15 protein-coding genes and 1 other RNA gene are annotated in these 16,965 nt (G+C 74.3%); 4 read left to right on the top strand and 12 right to left on the bottom strand.

What is annotated here, in order from left to right:
- Window positions 1–70: 70 nt before the first annotated feature.
- The 8 genes from hisH to G8D98_RS00930 form a co-directional block, all read right to left on the bottom strand.
- Window positions 71–703 carry an imidazole glycerol phosphate synthase subunit HisH gene (gene hisH, locus G8D98_RS00965; RefSeq protein WP_166097923.1) on the bottom strand — a complete coding sequence of 211 codons (633 nt, stop codon included), beginning with the start codon at window positions 701–703 and terminating at the stop codon, window positions 71–73.
- Window positions 700–1,362, bottom strand: coding sequence for a hypothetical protein (locus tag G8D98_RS00960; protein WP_166097919.1), 663 nt, complete (start codon window positions 1,360–1,362; stop codon window positions 700–702). Before G8D98_RS00960 ends, hisH begins: the two co-directional genes overlap by 4 nt.
- 4 nt (window positions 1,363–1,366) lie before the next feature.
- On the bottom strand, window positions 1,367–1,981 hold the full coding sequence (gene hisB, locus G8D98_RS00955; protein WP_166097915.1) for an imidazoleglycerol-phosphate dehydratase HisB: 615 nt from the start codon (window positions 1,979–1,981) through the stop codon (window positions 1,367–1,369).
- Window positions 1,978–3,102, bottom strand: a complete 1,125-nt coding sequence (locus G8D98_RS00950) for a histidinol-phosphate transaminase (RefSeq protein WP_166097913.1) — start codon at window positions 3,100–3,102, stop codon at window positions 1,978–1,980. The genes hisB and G8D98_RS00950 overlap by 4 nt, the downstream gene beginning before the upstream one ends.
- A 54-nt stretch (window positions 3,103–3,156) precedes the next feature.
- Window positions 3,157–4,506 (bottom strand): histidinol dehydrogenase, encoded by a 1,350-nt coding sequence (gene hisD / locus G8D98_RS00945; RefSeq protein WP_166097910.1) that lies wholly within the window; start codon window positions 4,504–4,506, stop codon window positions 3,157–3,159.
- 63 nt (window positions 4,507–4,569) lie between these two features.
- Window positions 4,570–7,569, bottom strand: coding sequence for a bifunctional [glutamine synthetase] adenylyltransferase/[glutamine synthetase]-adenylyl-L-tyrosine phosphorylase (locus G8D98_RS00940; protein ID WP_166097908.1), 3,000 nt, complete (start codon window positions 7,567–7,569; stop codon window positions 4,570–4,572).
- Between the two features lie 10 nt (window positions 7,570–7,579).
- On the bottom strand, window positions 7,580–8,917 hold the full coding sequence (gene glnA / locus G8D98_RS00935; RefSeq protein ID WP_166097906.1) for a type I glutamate--ammonia ligase: 1,338 nt from the start codon (window positions 8,915–8,917) through the stop codon (window positions 7,580–7,582).
- Between the two features lie 104 nt (window positions 8,918–9,021).
- Window positions 9,022–11,331 (bottom strand): immune inhibitor A domain-containing protein, encoded by a 2,310-nt coding sequence (locus G8D98_RS00930; protein WP_166097904.1) that lies wholly within the window; start codon window positions 11,329–11,331, stop codon window positions 9,022–9,024.
- A 266-nt stretch (window positions 11,332–11,597) separates the two neighbouring features.
- Between G8D98_RS00930 and panB the strand changes: the two genes are divergently transcribed.
- Both panB and G8D98_RS00920 read left to right on the top strand, forming a co-directional pair.
- Window positions 11,598–12,470 (top strand): 3-methyl-2-oxobutanoate hydroxymethyltransferase, encoded by an 873-nt coding sequence (panB, locus tag G8D98_RS00925; RefSeq protein ID WP_166097901.1) that lies wholly within the window; start codon window positions 11,598–11,600, stop codon window positions 12,468–12,470.
- Window positions 12,467–13,156, top strand: coding sequence for a class I SAM-dependent methyltransferase (locus tag G8D98_RS00920; RefSeq protein WP_205859661.1), 690 nt, complete (start codon window positions 12,467–12,469; stop codon window positions 13,154–13,156). Before panB ends, G8D98_RS00920 begins: the two co-directional genes overlap by 4 nt.
- Before the next feature lie 4 nt (window positions 13,157–13,160).
- Here the strand turns inward: G8D98_RS00920 and G8D98_RS00915 are convergent, their stop codons facing one another.
- Complete coding sequence (locus G8D98_RS00915; protein WP_166097898.1) at window positions 13,161–13,364, bottom strand: methionine aminopeptidase; 204 nt, start codon at window positions 13,362–13,364, stop codon at window positions 13,161–13,163.
- A 43-nt stretch (window positions 13,365–13,407) separates the two neighbouring features.
- On the opposite strand from G8D98_RS00915, the gene map reads away from it, so the two are divergent.
- Together map and ppgK are read left to right on the top strand one after the other, a co-directional pair.
- A complete protein-coding gene (gene map, locus G8D98_RS00910; protein WP_166097896.1) occupies window positions 13,408–14,280 on the top strand; it encodes a type I methionyl aminopeptidase in 873 nt (290 codons plus the stop codon).
- Complete coding sequence (gene ppgK, locus G8D98_RS00905; protein ID WP_166097893.1) at window positions 14,277–15,056, top strand: polyphosphate--glucose phosphotransferase; 780 nt, start codon at window positions 14,277–14,279, stop codon at window positions 15,054–15,056. The genes map and ppgK overlap by 4 nt, the downstream gene beginning before the upstream one ends.
- Window positions 15,057–15,060: 4 nt before the next feature.
- Here ppgK and G8D98_RS00900 read toward each other — a convergent pair whose 3' ends face one another.
- From G8D98_RS00900 to rnpB, 3 genes are all read right to left on the bottom strand, one after another.
- A complete protein-coding gene (locus G8D98_RS00900) occupies window positions 15,061–15,717 on the bottom strand; it encodes an MBL fold metallo-hydrolase (RefSeq protein WP_166097891.1) in 657 nt (218 codons plus the stop codon).
- 43 nt (window positions 15,718–15,760) lie between these two features.
- On the bottom strand, window positions 15,761–16,447 hold the full coding sequence (locus tag G8D98_RS00895) for a cobalamin B12-binding domain-containing protein (RefSeq protein WP_166097890.1): 687 nt from the start codon (window positions 16,445–16,447) through the stop codon (window positions 15,761–15,763).
- Window positions 16,448–16,538: 91 nt separating this feature from the next.
- Window positions 16,539–16,921: RNase P RNA component class A (rnpB, locus tag G8D98_RS00890), an RNA gene on the bottom strand.
- Window positions 16,922–16,965: the final 44 nt, after the last annotated feature.

Here is a 16,965-nt window from a genome sequence, read left to right as displayed (position 1 = left end):
CGGTGGTGGGTGGTCGGGGCGCAGGGTCCAGTCTGCCGAGCGGCCCGAGGGCGCGCGGACGGGGGTCGGCTCAGAGCGCCCGGACCCAGTTCTCGAGCAGGGCCAGCCCGGCCGACCCCGACTTCTCCGGGTGGAACTGCGTGGCCGTGAGCGGGCCGTCCTCGACGGCGGCGACGAACCGCTCGCCGTGGGTGGCCCACGTCGCGCGCGCGGCCGGGTGACCCGCGGCGGCCGACGGCTCGAAGGTGTGGGCGGCGTAGGAGTGCACGAAGTAGAAGCGTTCGCTCTCGAGCCCGGCGAACAGGACGCTGCCCTCGGGGGCCTCGACCCGGGACCAGCCCATGTGCGGCACGACGGGGGCGTGCAGCCGCGAGACCGTCCCCGGCCACTCCCCCACGCCCGGCAACGGCGCGGTGCTCGGCTCGGTGGAGGCGTCGAACATCACCTGCATGCCCACGCACACCCCGAGCACCGCGCCACCCGCGGCCACCCGCTGACGGACGAGTGTCGGGCCGTCGGCGGCGGCCAGCCCGGCCATGCAGGCGTGGAAGTTGCCCACCCCGGGCACGAGGAGCCCGTCCGCAGCCAGCGCCGCCTCACGGTCGGCGGTGAGCTCGACCCGGGCTCCGACGCGCTCGAGCGCGCGCACGGCGGAGCGGACGTTCCCGCTCCCGTAGTCGAGGACGACGACGTCGCGGCTCATCGCAGCTCCCGGTCCCCGGGGGGGCGCCCGCCCCACGCGGCCTCCCACTCCGCGCGGTGGCGGGCCTCGTCGGCGACGAGACGGTCGAACGCGGCGACCCCGCGCGCTGCGGGCTCGATGTCGCTCGCTCCCGCGCTGTCGCCGCGTACGAGCAGGTCCTCCCCGGGGAGGTGGAGCATCCCGAGGAGGGTGAGGAGCACGTCGAGCGGCTCGCCCTCGCCCGAGCGCAGGACGCCGGCGACGTCCTCGGCCCGCGCCGTCGAGCCGGCCCGGGCCGCGGAGAGCAGCATGGGCAGCCCGAGGCGGGGCAGCGACGGCGTCTGCACGACACCGGTCCGGGGCTGCCAGACCACCCAGTGCTGCCGGTGGCGCAGACCGCGCGGCTGGAGCGTGACGACCGCCCGCCCGCCGAGGTCGAACAGCCCGATGGCCGGCCGCCCCCGCCGCGGGACCGGGCGGGCGGCGAGCACCTCGAGCCCGACGTCGTACGGCGCGGCGCTGCGCGCCGCGCGCTCGGCGACGGTGACGCCCGTCCAGGCCCCGAGAGGCGCGACCGTCGCCGCGACGAGGCCCTGACGCAGCCACCGGGTCACGGCCGCGGGCGAGCGTCGCACGAGGAGCAGCCCGTGCCCCGCGCCCGAGCGCGCCTCGGCGCTCACGGCATCACAGCGCGCCCTTGGCGCTCGGCACGCCGTCGACCCGCGGGTCGCGGGCGACCGCGACCCGCAGGGCCCGGGCGAGCGCCTTGAACTGCGCCTCGACGATGTGGTGGGGGTCGCGGCCGGCGAGCACCCGGACGTGCAGCGCCAGCTGGGCGTGGAACGCGAAGGACTCCAGGACGTGCCGGGTCAGGGAGCCGATGTAGTGGCCGCCGACCAGGGCGTACTCCTGGCCGGCCGGCTCGCCCTCGTGGACGACGTAGGGGCGCCCGGCGACGTCGACGACCGCGAGGACGAGGGCCTCGTCGAGCGGCACGGTCGCGTCGCCGAAGCGGGAGATGCCCGACTTGTCGCCGAGGGCCTCGCGGACCGCCTGGCCGAGGACGATGGCGACGTCCTCGACGGTGTGGTGGGCGTCGACGTCGGTGTCGCCCTCGGCCCGCACGGTGAGGTCGAGCAGCGAGTGCTTGGCGAGCGAGAGCAGCATGTGGTCGTAGAACGGGACCCCGGTGTGCACCTCGCCCCGGCCGGTGCCGTCGAGGTCGACGGTGACCTCGACGGTGCTCTCGGACGTGGCCCGGCGCACGGTGGCGGTGCGGTGGGTCTCTGCGGTGCTCACGGGGCTGCTCCAGCGTGGGTCGGGACGAGGGCGGCGAGGGCGTCGAGGAAGGCCGTGGTCTCCGTCGGCGTCCCCGCGGTGACACGAAGATAGTGCGGGATGCCGACGTCGCGGACGAGGACGCCCCGCTCGAGCAGCGCCTCCCACGTGGCGTGGGCGTCGGCGAGGCCGCCGAACAGGACGAAGTTGGCGTCGCTCGGGACCGGGGAGAGCCCCATCGCGGTGAGCTCGGCGACGATCCGGTCACGCTGGTCCTTGACCACCCCCACCGTCTCGAGCATGAGGTCGGCGTGCGCGAGCGCCGTGCGCGCGAGCGTCTGGGTCGGCGTCGAGAGGTGGTAGGGCATCCGGACCAGCCGGAGGGCGTCGAGCACGGCCGGGTCGCCCGCGAGGTAGCCGAGCCGGCCGCCGGCGAGCGCGAAGGCCTTGCTCATCGTGCGGGTGACCACGAGCCGCGGGCGACCGGGGAGCAGGGTGAGCGCGGAGGGCGTCCCGGGCCGGGCGAACTCGGCGTACGCCTCGTCGACGACGACGAGGCCGGTCGTGGCCTCGTACACCGCCTCGACGACGTCGAGCCCGAGGGCGGTCCCCGTGGGGTTGTTCGGCGAGCAGAGGAAGACGACGTCCGGCCGGTGCTCGCGCACCTGGGCGCGCGCCGTGGCGACGTCGAGGTCGAAGCGCCCGGCGCCGGGGACCCCGCGCATCCCGTCGACCCACGTGGTGCCGGTCGTCGTCGTGATGACCGGGTGCATCGAGTAGGCGGGGGTGAAGCCCAAGGCCGTGCGGCCCGGGCCACCGAAGGCCTGCAGCAGGTGCAGGAGCACCTCGTTGGAGCCGTTGCCGGCCCACACCTGCTCGGGTGCGACGCTCACGCCGCCCCGCGAGAGGTAGGCGGCCAGGTCGGCGCGCAGGGCGGTGAACTCCCGGTCCGGGTAGCGGTTGAGGTCGCGCGCGACCTGCGCGACGGCGCGCGCCATGGCGCTCGCGACGACCTCGGGCACCGGGTAGGAGCTCTCGTTGGTGTTGAGGGCGACCGGGACCTCGAGCTGGGGCGCACCGTAGGCGGTGCGCCCACGCAGGTCGGGGCGCAGCAGCGACTCGACCTGTGCGCGGGGGTCCATGCCGGCGAGTCTAGGAGGACCGCTCGGGTGCGGTGCGGACCGACCGGGGTTCGGTCAGCCGCCGGGCTCGACGTCGGGGACCCGTGCGAGGACGGCCTCGCCGTGGCCGGGCAGGTCCTCGGCCCGGGCGAGCGAGACGACGTGCCCGCCGACGGCCCGCAGCGCCTCCTCGGAGTACTCGACGACGTGGATGCCGCGCAGGAAGGACTGCACCGACAGCCCGCTGCTGTGCGCGGCGCAGCCGCCGGTGGGCAGGACGTGGTTGGACCCGGCGCAGTAGTCGCCGAGGCTCACCGGCGCCCACGTGCCGACGAAGACCGCGCCCGCGCTGCGCACCCGCGACGCGACGGCGGCCGCGTCGGCGGTGTGGATCTCGAGGTGCTCGGCGGCGTAGGCGTTGACGACGTCGAGGCCGACGTCGAGGTCGTCGACGAGGACGATGCCCGACTGGCGGCCGGCGAGGGCGGTGGCGACCCGCTCGGTGTGCTTGGTGCCGGCGACCCGCCGCGCGAGCGCCTCCTGCACCGCGGCCGCCAGCTCGGCGCTGTCGGTGACGAGGACGGCGGCCGCGAGCGGGTCGTGCTCGGCCTGCGAGACGAGGTCGGCCGCGACGTGCTCGGGGTCGGCGCCCGCGTCCGCGAGGATCGCGATCTCCGTCGGGCCGGCCTCGGCGTCGATCCCGATGAGACCCTTGAGCATCCGCTTGGCCGCTGCGACGTAGATGTTGCCGGGCCCGGTGACGAGCGCGGCCGGCTCGCAGACCGACCCCTCGTCCTCGAACCCGTAGGCGAAGCCGGCGACCGCCTGGGCGCCCCCGACGGCGTAGACCTCCTCCACCCCGAGCAGGTGGCAGGCGGCGAGGATGCTCGGGTGCGGCCACCCGCCGTGGTCCCGCTGCGGGGGGCTGGCGACCGCGAGGCTGGGCACGCCCGCGAGCTGGGCGGGGACGACGTTCATCACGACGCTGCTCGGGTACACGGCCAGGCCGCCGGGGACGTAGAGCCCGACCCGGTCCACCGGCACCCACCGCTCGGTGACCGCGGCGCCGTCGGCCACCGTGGTCGTCGTGTCGTGGCGGCGCTGGTCGGCGTGGACCACCCGGGCCCGCCGGACCGACTCCTCGAGGGCGGCGCGGACGGCCGGGTCCAGCCCCTGCGCCGCTGTGGCGAGGACCTCGGGCGGTACCCGCAGCGCCGGCGGGGCCACGCCGTCGAAGCGCCGGGCCGCGTCGTAGAGCGCCGGGGCACCCCGGTCGCGGACGTCCTCGACGATCGGGCGCACGGCGAGCAGCGCGGCCTCGACGTCGACCTCGGCCCGGGGCAGGGCGGCGCGCAGCTCGCGCAGGCCGGGGCGGCGCCCCCGCAGGTCGAGCCGGGGGATGGTGCCGGACAGGCTGGCGGACATGGCCTCAGTCTAGGTTCGCGCCCCCGGAGGCCGGCGCGGCGTCCGGGCCTCGGCGGCGGCCGGCTACCCGTCGTAGAACTCGGCCTCGAAGGCGGCCCGGGCCCGGCGGGCCGTACGCCGGTAGCGCTCGGCGAGCCCCTGGGCGGTGGCCTCCTCGAGCCCGAGGATGCGGGCGACCCCCTCGGCGTCCCGGTCGTAGGTCGGCACCGAGTCCACGGGCTTGCCCCGGGAGAGGACGCCGGCGTTGCGCATCGCCGAGGCGAGCCGCCAGGCCGCGCCGAGCGCCTCGGCGTGCCCCGCCTCGACCAGCCCGAGCCGGGCGGCGGCCTCGAGCGCGGTGAGCGTCGAGGTGGTCCGCAGCTCCGCGTGGCGGCCCGCGTGCCGCAGCTGGAGCAGCTGGACAACCCACTCGACGTCCGAGAGGCCGCCGTGGCCGAGCTTGAAGTGCGTCTTGCGGTCGCCGCCGCGGGGCAGCCGCTCGGCCTCCATCCGGGCCTTGAGGGTGCGGATCTCGCGCACCTGGGCGCCGTCGAGGCCCTCGCGGGGCCACCGGATGGGCGCGACGAGGTCGAGGAAGCGCTCGGCGAGCCCCGGGTCGCCGGCCACGGGTGTGGCGCGCAGCAGTGCCTGGGCCTCCCAGACGAGCGACCAGCGCGAGTAGTACTCGCGGTAGGACGCGAGCGAGCGCACGAGCGGGCCGCCGCGCCCCTCGGGGCGCAGCGAGGCGTCGATGTCGAGCACGGGGTCGGGCCCGTTGCGGCGCAGGAGGGCCACGAGGCGCTGGACCACCTCGAGGGCCTGCGCCTGGGCCGCGACCTCGTCGGCCCCCTCGGTCGGGTCGTGGACGAAGAGGACGTCGGCGTCCGAGCCGTAGCCCTGCTCGGCCCCACCGAGGCGCCCCATGCCGACGACGAGCAGCCGGGTCAGCGGCGCGCGCCCGCTCGCCGCGGCGACCTCGCCGAGGCACACCTCGAGGGTCACCTCGAGCAGGGCGGCCGTGAGGTCGGTCATCGCCCTGCCCACCTCGGTCAGCCCGATGCTGCCGCCGAGGTCGGCCACGGCGATCCGGAACAGCTCCGAGCGCCGGATGGTCCGGGCCGCGAGCACCGCCGCCTCGGGGTCGTCCTTGCGCCCGGCGGCCGAGCGCATCCGGCGCAGGACCTCGCCGCGCGAGCGGGGGGTCAGCCCGCCGGCGCCACCGAGGAACTGGACGCACTCGGGCGCCTGCTCCAGCAGGGCCGCGGCGTAGCGGCTGCGCCCGAGGGTGTGCGCGAGCTGCTCGGCTGCGGACCCCTCGTCGCGCAGCAGCCGCAGGTACCAGTGCGTCGACCCGAGCTCCTCGCTCACCTTGCGGAAGGCGAGCAGGCCGGCGTCCGGGTCGGCCTCGTCGGCGAACCAGCCGAGCATGACCGGCAGCAGCTGACGCTGGATCGCGGCGCGCCGGCTCACCCCGCCGGTGAGCGCCTCGAGGTGGCGCAGGGCGCCGGCGGGGTCGCGGAAGCCGAGCGCGGAGAGCCGCTCGCGGGCCGCCGCGGGGGTCAGCCGCACCTCCTGGTCCGAGAGCCGGGCCACGGCGGAGAGCAGGGGGCGGTAGAAGATCCGCTCGTGGAGCCGGCGCACCTCCCGGCGGTGGACCCGCCACTGCTCCTGGACCGCCTCCGCCGGCCCCGTGCGGTGCCCGAGGGAGCGGCCGAGCCGGCGCAGGTCCGCGGGCGCCGTCGGCATCAGGTGGGTGCGCCGCAGGCGGTACAGCTGGATGCGGTGCTCGAGTGCGCGCAGGTAGCGGTAGGCGGTCTCGAGGGTGGCGGCATCCTCCCGGCCGACGTAGCCGCCGGCGGACAGTGCCCGCAGACCCTCGAGCGTCGAGGGGGTGCGCAGCGACTCGTCGGCCCGACCGTGGACGAGCTGGAGCAGCTGGACGGAGAACTCGACGTCGCGCAGCCCCCCGGCACCGAGCTTGATCTGCCGGTCCGCCTCGGCGGTGGGGATGTGCTCCTCGACCCGGCGCCGCATCGCCTGGACGTCGTCGACGAAGTTCTCCCGGCTCGAGGCCTGCCACACCATCGGCTGCACGGCCTCGCAGTACGCGGCACCGACCTCGGCGTCCCCCGCGACCACCCGCGCCTTGAGCAGCGCCTGGAACTCCCACGTCTTGGCCCAGCGCTCGTAGTACGCCCGGTGGCTCGCGACGGTCCGCACGAGGGGGCCGTTCTTGCCCTCGGGGCGCAGGGCGGGGTCCACCTGCCACAGCGAACCCGCGCCCGTGGCGGCCGAGCACAGCCGCATCAGCCGGGTCGCGAGGTCGGTGGCGAGCGAGAGCGCCTCCTCCTCGGGGACGCCGTCCGCGGGCTCCGCGACGAAGACGACGTCGACGTCCGAGACGTAGTTCAGCTCCCGCCCACCGGTCTTGCCCATGGCGATGACCGCCAGCCGGGCCGCGCCCGCGCCCGCCCCCACCTGCTCCCGGGCGATGCGCAGCGCCGCCTCGAGCGCCGCCGCGGCGAGGTCGGCGAGCGCGGCCGCGGTGGGCGCGAGCACCTCGAGCGGGTCCGGGGCGGTGAGGTCGAGCGCCGCGACCCCGAGCAGCTGCTCGCGGTAGCCGATGCGCAGCGCGTCGGCCGGGGTGACCCCGGGCGCGGGGTCGGTGACCGCCTCGACGAGCCGGGAGACCCGCTCCCCGGCGGCCACCGGCACGGCGAAGGCGGCGGCTCGCCAGTGCCCGGGATGGGCCACGAGGTGGTCACCGAGGGCCCCCGAGGCACCGAGCACCGCGAGCAGCCGGTGCCGGGCGGTGGCGTCCCGGGCGAGCGTCTCGACGACCTCGGTGCGCGCCGTGGGGTCGGCGCCGACGGCCTCCAGGAAGCGCACGAGCCCCAGCAGGGCCAGGTCGGGGTCGGCGGTGCGCGAGAGCGCCTCGCTCAGCCCGCCCGCCTCGATCCGGTCGGGGTCGCCGGCGAGGCCTTCGAGGGCGGGGTCGTCCAGGAGGGCGCGGGCCCGGCGGGCGTCGGCGAAGCCGAGCCGGGCGATGCCCGCCGGCAGGGACTCCGGGGCGCGGGAGCTCACGGCCGCGGGGTCACAGCGAGGGCAGGTAGCGCTCGAGCTCGAAGGCGGTGACCTGGTTGCGGTAGTCGGCCCACTCGGCCCGCTTGTTGCGCAGGAAGAAGTCGAAGGTGTGCTCGCCGAGGGTCTCGGCGACGAGCTCGCTGGACTCCATCGTCTCGATGGCCTCCACGAGGCTGGCCGGCATCGGCCGGATGCCCATGGCCCGCCGCTCGGCGTCGGTGAGGCTCCACACGTCGTCCTCGGCCTCCGGGGGCAGCTCGTAGCCCTCCTCGACCCCCTTCAGGCCCGCGGCGAGCAGCACGGCGAAGGTGAGGTAGGGGTTGCACGCGGTGTCGATGCTGCGGACCTCGACCCGCGTGCTCTGGCCCTTCTCGGGCTTGTACATCGGGACCCGCACGAGGGCGGAGCGGTTGTTGTGCCCCCAGGTCAGGTGGGCCGGGGCCTCTCCCCCGCCCCAGAGCCGCTTGTAGCTGTTGACCCACTGGTTGGTCACGGCCGCGGTCTCCGCGCCGTGCCGGACGAGCCCGGCGATGAACTGCCGCCCGACGCGGGAGAGCTGGTAGGGGGCCCCCGGCTCGTGGAAGGCGTTGGTGTCGCCCTCGAAGAGCGACATGTGGGTGTGCATGCCCGACCCGGCGTGCTCGGCGAACGGCTTGGGCATGAAGGAGGCGTAGATGCCCTGCTCGAGCGCGACCTCCTTGACCACCGTGCGGAAGGTCATGATGTTGTCCGCCGTGGTCAGGGCGTCGGCGTAGCGCAGGTCGATCTCGTTCTGCCCGGGCGCGGCCTCGTGGTGGCTGAACTCCACCGAGATGCCCATCTCCTCGAGCATCGTGATCGCCGCACGTCGGAAGTCGGCGCTGCTGCCGTGCGGGGTGTGGTCGAAGTAGCCCGCGGTGTCGATCGGGGTCGGGCGGTGGCCGGGCACCCAGTCCTGGCGCAGGAGGAAGAACTCGATCTCGGGGTGGGTGTAGAAGGTGAACCCCATCTCCGCGGCCTTGGCCAGGGCCCGCTGCAGCACGTGGCGGGGGTCGGCCATGCTCGGGGTGCCGTCCGGGAGGGTGATGTCGCAGAACATCCGCGCGGTGCCGTTGCTCTCGCCCCGCCAGGGCAGGACCTGGAAGGTCGCGGGGTCCGGCTTGGCGAGCATGTCGGACTCGTAGACGCGGGCGAACCCCTCGATGACCGAGCCGTCGAAGCCGATCCCCTCGGCGAAGGCCCCCTCGAGCTCGGCCGGGGCGACGGCCACGGACTTCAGGGTGCCGAGGACGTCGGTGAACCACAGCCGGACGAACCGGATGTCACGTTCTTCGATGGTGCGGAGGACGAACTCCTGCTGGCGGTCCATGCCCAGCATCCTGCCTCATCGACGTGTCCTGCGTGTGACGGCACACGAGAGGGGGCCCGGGCGGTGCCCGGGCCCCCTCGTCGCGAGAGCCGTTGCTCGTCAGGTCACTTGAAGGCGACCCGCACCTTGAGCGTGCGGCCCCGGTTCTTCGACTGCTTGACCGTCATGGTCGTGCCCGACCCGGCGACCTTCGTCGAGCTCCACGGGTTGAGCGAGGACCAGTACCGCTCCGGGTTGCGGTCGTCGAACGTCGGGATGCCTCGCGAGGAGGGCACCGTCGTCGGCGAGCCGTTCTTGTGGAAGGTGACCCGGTCGGTGCGCTCGAGGCCGAAGGTGGCGTCGAACGGCTGGCGGCGGTTGCCGAGGAAGCTGCCGTCGGCGAACGTCACCGGGTTGGGCCGGGCGTCGACGGGCAGGACCTGGCCGGCGCCCGGGTGGACGCTCGTGTTGTTGTCGTCGTACTCGCCGTTGGCGAACCACACGAGCAGACCGTTCTGGTACGGGAAGCGCTCGACCCAGTCCGGCTTGGTGTTGGCCCAGCCGAAGTTGTACGGGCCCTGCTTGAGCGTCGTGTCGTACCCGCTGTAGGTCCGGTTCTCGGCGAGGTACATGTCCTGCACCTCGCGCGTCGTGGTCCCGTTGATGATCTGGAAGCCACCGGCGGCGCTCCAGCCGTCGGCACCGGACTCGACGTCGTCGGTCGTGGCCTCGCCGTCGACCGTCGTCGTGATGTCGTCGATGAACGCCTCGCTGCCGACACCACCGTCGGTCGCGAACCGGAAGCGGAACTTCACGTCCTGGCCGGCGTACGCCGACAGGTCCCAGCTCAGCTCGGTCCAGTCGAGCGCGCTGTCCTCGTCACCGTCGACCGAGCCGTCGATGCCGTCGCCCACCGGGGTCCACGTGCTGCCGCCGTCGGTCGAGACCTCGCCGTAGAGGTAGTCGTAACCGACCTCGATGTCGCCCGAGACGTACGCGCTCACCTCGGCGCTCGAGGCGCCGGTGAGGTCGACGTCGTGGGCGAGCGTCGCGGACAGGTCGTTGCCGTAGCCGGTCCACCACTCACCCGAACCGGAGTGCGGGGTGTTGTGCTCGGTGGTCACCGTGCGCTCCGGGAGCGGGACGATGACCGCCTGGGCCTCGCTGCGCGTCACCTTGTCGGCCGAGCCGAGCTTGACGGTCGTGTTCTGGCCGTAGGGCACGACCTGCGGGTCGAGCCAGCCGAGCTGGAGCTTCTCCCACACGCCCATGTAGCCGGGGGTGGTGCCGATGGCGTCACCGCCGTGGTTGAGCCACGAGCCGCCGGACATCAGGGTCCAGAAGCCGGTGCCGTTGTCGCCACCGGCGGTGTCGTAGAGGTCGGGCAGGCCGAGGTCGTGGCCGAACTCGTGGGTGAAGACGCCGAGGCCGCCGTTCTCCGGCTCGGTCGTGTAGTCGCCGATCCACAGCCCGGTGTCGCCCAGCGGCACGCCGCCGAGCTTGTTGTTGTCCGGACCCGTGACCCCGACGTTCGTCGAGTAGGCGTACCAGCGGTGGCTCCAGATGGCGTCGTCGCCCTGGGCTCCCCCGCCGGCCTCCTCGCCCTCACCGGCGTGGATGGCCTGGAAGTGGTCGATGTAGCCGTCGGGCTCGTTGAAGTTGCCGTCGCCGTCGTAGTCGTAGCGGTCGACCTGGTCGAACTGCGCCAGGTAGTCCTTGATCTCGGCGTCGGACTTGCCGGCGGCCTTCTGGTCCTCGTACCAGGCCGCTGCGGTGTCCCGGATGAACGGCCAGTAGGTGGAGGCGTCGCTGTACTTGTTCGAGCCGTAGCGGGCCTCGTTGTAGGGGACCTGCACCCAGTCGGAGACGTCACCCGTGGCGAGGAAGCGACCGTTGGACTGCTTGAGGTAGAAGTCCTTGAACGACTCGCCGTCCCCGAACATCATGTCGAGGTAGTGCTCGCGGTCGAAGTCGGGCAGCCAGTACGTCGAGTTGTCCATCGAGCGGTCCGGCTCGGGGATCTGGTTGTGCTGCGGGCCCGCACTGCCGCCGGTGGCCGGGTTCACCTGGTCGCCGAAGTCGACGAGGATGGTGAAGATGTCCTCCTCGCGGTCGACGGGGTAGTTGACGTACTTCGTGCGGCCGTCGCCCTTGCCCTTGCGGTTGCGGTCGCCGCGCTTGCTCTTGACCTCGATGACCCGGTTGCCGTTGATCATCTTGGTCTTGGCCTCGCCGCGCACGAGCTGCTGGATCGCGTCCTCGCGCAGCTCGGCCTGCGCCTCGGCGAGGGGGTTGGGCAGGTCGTCCTGCCGGGCGGCGCCCTTCTCCGGGGCGTCCGGGGCGGCGGGCACCGCCTGGGCCGTCGCCGGGGCCAGGGTCACGGCGATGGCCGCGGCTGCCACTCCCGACAGCACGCTGACGTGTCGTCTCTTCACGAGATCTCCTCCATGGGGTGTGGCCCCGCGTCCTGTCAGCACGGGGCATCGTGGACCCAACCACAGGAATCGCTCAGGATCGAGAGTCCGCCCGGGACTTTTTTCCGGCGGTCGGGGCCCGGGGCGCCCGGATCGCCGGTCCGCGCCCCATAAACCCGCCTGGGATGCCCTGTGGGACAACCGGATCTGTGGTGACCCAGGAGGTCCCCAGGGGAGGGTAAAAGTTTCGTAAGGACGGCCGTGCGGACGCGGCCTACGATCGGGTCATGACCGAGCGCCCCGCCGACCCGAGCCCCGAGACCACCGCCCCCTACGGCACCGGCGTGCAGGCGGCCCCGCAGCGGCGGGTGCGCGTCCCTCACCTGCAGGCGATGAAGGAGCGGGGTGAGCGGTGGGCGATGCTCACCGCCTACGACATGTACACGGCCGAGATCTTCGACGAGGCGGGCATCCCGGTGCTGCTCGTCGGCGACTCCGCGGGCAACAACGTCTACGGCTTCGAGACCACGGTGCCCGTGACGGTCGACCACCTCCTCCCCCTGGTCCGCGCCGTCACCAGCGCCGCCCGGCGCGCCATGGTCGTGGCCGACCTGCCCTTCGGCTCCTACCAGGCAAGCCCCCAGCAGGCGCTCGCGACGGCCACCCGGTTCATGAAGGAGGGGCTGGCGCACGCCGTCAAGCTCGAGGGCGGGGCGCCGATGGTGCCCGAGGTCGAGCTGCTCGTGCGGGCCGGCATCCCCGTCATGGGGCACATCGGCTTCACCCCGCAGAGCGAGCACGTGCTCGGGGGCTACAAGGTGCAGGGACGGGGCGCGGGGGCCGAGCGCCTCGTCGCCGACGCGCGTGCCCTCGAGGCGGCCGGCTGCTTCGCCGTCGTCCTCGAGATGGTCCCGGCCCCCGTCGCCGCCGAGGTCACCGCGGCCGTGCGCATCCCGACGATCGGCATCGGCGCCGGGCCCGAGTGCGACGCCCAGGTCCTCGTCTGGCAGGACATGGCCGGACTGCGCGGCGGGCGGGCACCTCGGTTCGTCAAGAAGTACGCCGACCTGCGGGGTGACCTGCGGGCCGCCGCCCAGGCCTACGCCGACGAGGTCGCCCAGGGGGTCTTCCCGGCGCCCGAGCACTCCTTCGAGGCGTGAGCGGGAACCCGCAGGCGCGCAGGGAGCGTCCGAGCGGCATGTGGAGCACGGCACCACCCCCGAACCGCCCCGGCCCGCCGACCCGCTGGTCGCGGCGCCAGCACGGGCCGGAGGCGGCCCGCGCCTACCGCCAGCACTTCCTCGACCTGGCCGCCGACGGCGCCGACCTGCACGGCGAGGCACGGTTCGTCACGACGCTCGTCCCGCCCCCCTCGCGCGTGCTGGACGCCGGCTGCGGCTACGGGCGGGTGGCCAGCGAGCTGACCCGGCTCGGGCACGACGTGCTCGGCGTCGACGCCGACCCCGACCTGCTCGCCCTGGCCCGCGAGGACGCCGACACCCGGTTCGTGCTCGCCGACCTGTCCACCCTCGACCTGCGCACCGAGCAGGAGTTCCACGTCGCGGTGCTGGCGGGCAACGTCGTGCCCTACCTCGCCGACGGCACGCTGGCGCAGGTGCTCGAGCGGCTCGGCGCGCACCTGGCGCCCGGTGGCTACCTCGTGGCGGGCTTCGCCCTGCCCGGCGCCCTGCCGCCCGGCGCGGCCCCCGTCGACCCGGGCGACTACGACCGGTGGGCGCGCGCGGCCGGGCTGTCGTTCATCGCGCGGTACTCGTCGTGGGACCGCGCGCCGTTCGCCCCGGACGGCGACTACGCCCTCACGGTGCACCGGCTGGTCAACGGCTGACCGCTCACGCCTCGCCGCCGGCCGGCCGCGCTCCCCGCTCGTCCCAGTCGCGGTCCTCCTGCTCCCAGCGCTCGGTGTTCTCCCGGGCGTGCTCGAGGGCCGCGGCCGCCTCCTCCCGGGTGTCGTACGGGCCGAGGACGGTGGCGTCCCTACTGCGGCGCTCGTCGGTCTCGACCTGGGCGGTGTCGACGTTGTACCAGTACGGCATCGGTGGTTCTCCTTCACGGGGAGGCTCTGCCTAGACTCCAACTATGCCCGTGACCCACGCCAGCGTCGCCCCCGGGACGGTCGCCCCCCGCCGTCCCGTCCCCCCACGGATCCCCCGCCCGGAGTACGTCGACAAGCCGGCGCCCGCTCCGTTCACCGGCTCGGAGGTCAAGGACGCCGAGACCATCGAGCGGATGCGGGTCGCCGGGCGCATCGCGGCCGACGCGCTCGCCGCGGCCGCCGCCGTCGTCGCCCCCGGGGTGACCACCGACGAGATCGACCGCGTCGGCCACGAGTACCTCCTCGACCACGACGCCTACCCCTCGACCCTGGGCTACCGGGGCTTCCCGAAGTCGCTGTGCACCTCGGTCAACGAGGTGGTCTGCCACGGCATCCCCGACGACCGCCCCCTCCAGGACGGCGACATCGTCAACATCGACCTGACCGCCTACGTCGACGGGGTCCACGGGGACACCGACGCCACCTACCTCGTCGGCGACGTCGACGAGGAGTCGCGGCTGCTCGTCGAGCGCACCCACGAGGCGATGATGCGCGGTATCCGGGCCGCCCGGCCCGGTCGCGAGGTCAACGTCATCGGGCGGGTCATCGAGTCCTACGCCAAGCGCTTCGGGTACGGCGTCGTGCGCGACTTCACCGGCCACGGCATCGGCAGCGCCTTCCACAGCGGCCTCGTCATCCCGCACTACGACGCCTCGCCGTCGTACGCGACGGTCATCGAGCCCGGCATGACCTTCACCGTGGAGCCCATGCTCAACCTCGGCACCCACGAGTGGGAGATGTGGGAGGACGGGTGGACGGTCGTCACGCGCGACCGCAGGCGCTCGGCACAGTTCGAGCACACGATCCTCGTCACCGAGGACGGGCCGGAGATCCTCACCCTCGGGGCGGCGGCATGAGCGCCGGGCACCCGCTCGGCATCGACGTCGGCGGCAGCGGCATCAAGGGGGCGCCGGTCGACCTCGAGGCCGGCGACTTCGCCCAGAAGCGGCTGCGCATCGACACCCCGGAGGTCTCGACCCCCGAGGCGGTGTGCGACGTCATCGCGCAGGTGGTCGACCACTTCGACGAGGTCCGCGGGGACTCGCCGATCGGGGTGACCATCCCCGGGGTCGTCCAGCACGGTGTCGTCAAGACGGCCGCGAACATCGACAAGGCGTGGATCGGCTGCCACATCGAGGAGCTGCTCGAGGAGCGCCTCCAGCACGACGTCGTCGTCGTCAACGACGCCGACGCCGCCGGCGTCGGGGAGCTGACCTTCGGCGCGGCCAAGGGCCACGAGGGCCTCGTCGTCCTCACCACCCTCGGCACGGGCATCGGGACGGCGATCTTCAACGAGGGGGTGCTCGTCCCGAACTCCGAGCTCGGCCACCTCGAGATCGACGGGCACGACGCCGAGACCCGCGCGGCGAGCTCGGCCAAGACCCGCGAGGGGCTCAGCTACCCGCAGTGGGCCGAACGGCTCCAGCGCTACTACCGCGTGCTCGAGGACCTGCTGTGGCCGGACCTGTTCGTCGTCGGCGGCGGGGTCTCGAAGGACTCCGAGGAGTTCCTGCCGCTGCTCGACATCCGCACCCCGATCGTGCCCGCGACGCTGAAGAACCGCGCCGGCATCATCGGGGCCGCCGTGCTCGCCACCGCCTCCCAGCGCCGCCGCGGCCGGCACACCGGCTGAGCGGCTACTCCCCCGCCCGGAAGTCCGTCGGGCCGGCGCCGGCGAGGTCGTGGATGCGGGTGTCCGGGCTGCCGAGGTCGGCGGCCTGGCGCAGGTAGAGCGCCCGCCCCCGCTCGCGCAGCAGGCCGTCGTGGACGGGCACCGCGTGCGGTGCCGCGTGCCGGCGCAGGAACGCCGTCATCTCGCGGCTGCGCTGCCACGGGGCCTGGAGGGGGAAGGCGAGGACGTCGACCGGGCCGGGCTCGGCGTCCAGGGCGTCGCCGGGGTGGAAGAACGACGGCTCGCCCGCGGCGTCGAGCCGGACCCCGACGTTGGGGATCCGGGGGATGTCCTCGTGGATGAGGGCGTGGACGTGCCCGACCGGGGTGACCGTGACCTCGCCGACGGTCGAGGGCCCGTCGTGCGCCTGGGCCGCGACGCCGAGACCGGTGAGCACCTCGAGGCTGCCCGGGTCGCACAGCCACCGTGCCCCGGGGCTGGCCGCGGCGAGCTGCGGCACCCGCTCGGGGTCGAGGTGGTCGGGATGCTGGTGGGTGACGAGGACGGCGTCGAGGTCGCGCACCGGCGCGAGGTCCTCGGCGAAGGTCCCTGGGTCGAGGAGCAGGCGCGCGTCGGCGATCTCCACGAGCAGGCAGGCGTGGCCGAGATGGGTGATCCGCATCCCCCCACGGTAGGCCCCGCGCCGGCCGACCGGCGGCGGCCGGTCAGCCGACGAGCGGCTCCGCGTCACCGACGGCGGGGGCGGTGGCCGCTCCGGCGGCGGGGACCCGGGCGTCGACGAGCTGCGCCGCCTCGACGAGGTCGTCCGGCAGCACCGTGACCTGCGGGGGCGGCGAGTGCAGCGCCTTGGCGCCCTCGCCGGCGACGAACAGCGGCACCCACGCGCCGAGGCGGGTCAGTGAGGGCATCCGGGCCTCGAAGGCGGTCCGGCGCACGCCGGCGAGGACCACCGCGTCCGCGTCGAGGAAGCGGGCGGCCTCCGCCACGGCCGCCATCGGGGAGTTCGCACCGAGACTGACCACGCGCCACCACCGGGCGTGCAGCATCGCGCCGAAGAGTTCCAGCGGCAGGTCGTGCAGCTCGCGGGGCGGGCAGGCCAGGACCACGGTGCGCGCCTGCGGCCCCTGGACCGGCAGGCGCAGCTCGCCGAGGACGCCGCGGAACGCGCTGGAGACGAAGTGCTCGTGGGCGACGCCGAGCCGCCCGGACTCCCACGCGTCGCCGACCTCCTTCAGGACCGGCATGATGACCGCGGTCACGGTCGCGTCGACACCGGAGACGAGCAGGGCGTCGAGGAGCACCTCACGCACCGCGGCGCCGTCGAGCTCGCGGGTCGCGGCGAGGACGCGCCGTCGCGCCAGGCCCAGGTCGATCGCGGGGTCTGCGGGCACGTCGGGTCCTCCTGGGGTCTGCGGACCTCAGCACTGTAGCCTCCGGCCCCGCGTCCGGGCCGAGGAACCCGCTGGTCACGGCCGTGCGCGGGGGACGAGCCGGGCTGTAGGCCGGGTTCTGTCCCGCGGCGCCGTCGCCGGCGCCGCGGTGACGGTCATCCATCTCCGGTGGCCGTTGCCGACCACCTCCAGCGCCCTACCCGCGTGCTCGGGCGGGCAACCCTCGAGCGCACGCTGTCTGGGCTTGCTCCGGATGGGGTTTACCGAGCCGGCCGGGTCACCCCGGCCGCTGGTGGTCTCTTACACCACCGTTTCACCCTTGCCCCCGCCGCTCACGCGGTGGGGGCGGTCTGTTCTCTGTGGCACTGTCCCGCGGGTCGCCCCGGGTGGCTGTTGGCCACCATCCTGCCCTTCGGAGCCCGGACCTTCCTCGGCGGCGGGTGACCCCGCCGACGCGACCGTCCGCCCGACTCGTCCGCGTCGCAGTGTACCGGCGACCGGGGTGTGATCTCACAGTC

This window comes from Phycicoccus endophyticus, assembly GCF_011326735.1.
Lineage (GTDB): Bacteria > Actinomycetota > Actinomycetes > Actinomycetales > Dermatophilaceae > Phycicoccus > Phycicoccus endophyticus.
The sequence above is the reverse complement of the archived record's forward strand: the minus strand, read 5'-3'. Positions and strand labels throughout refer to the sequence as shown.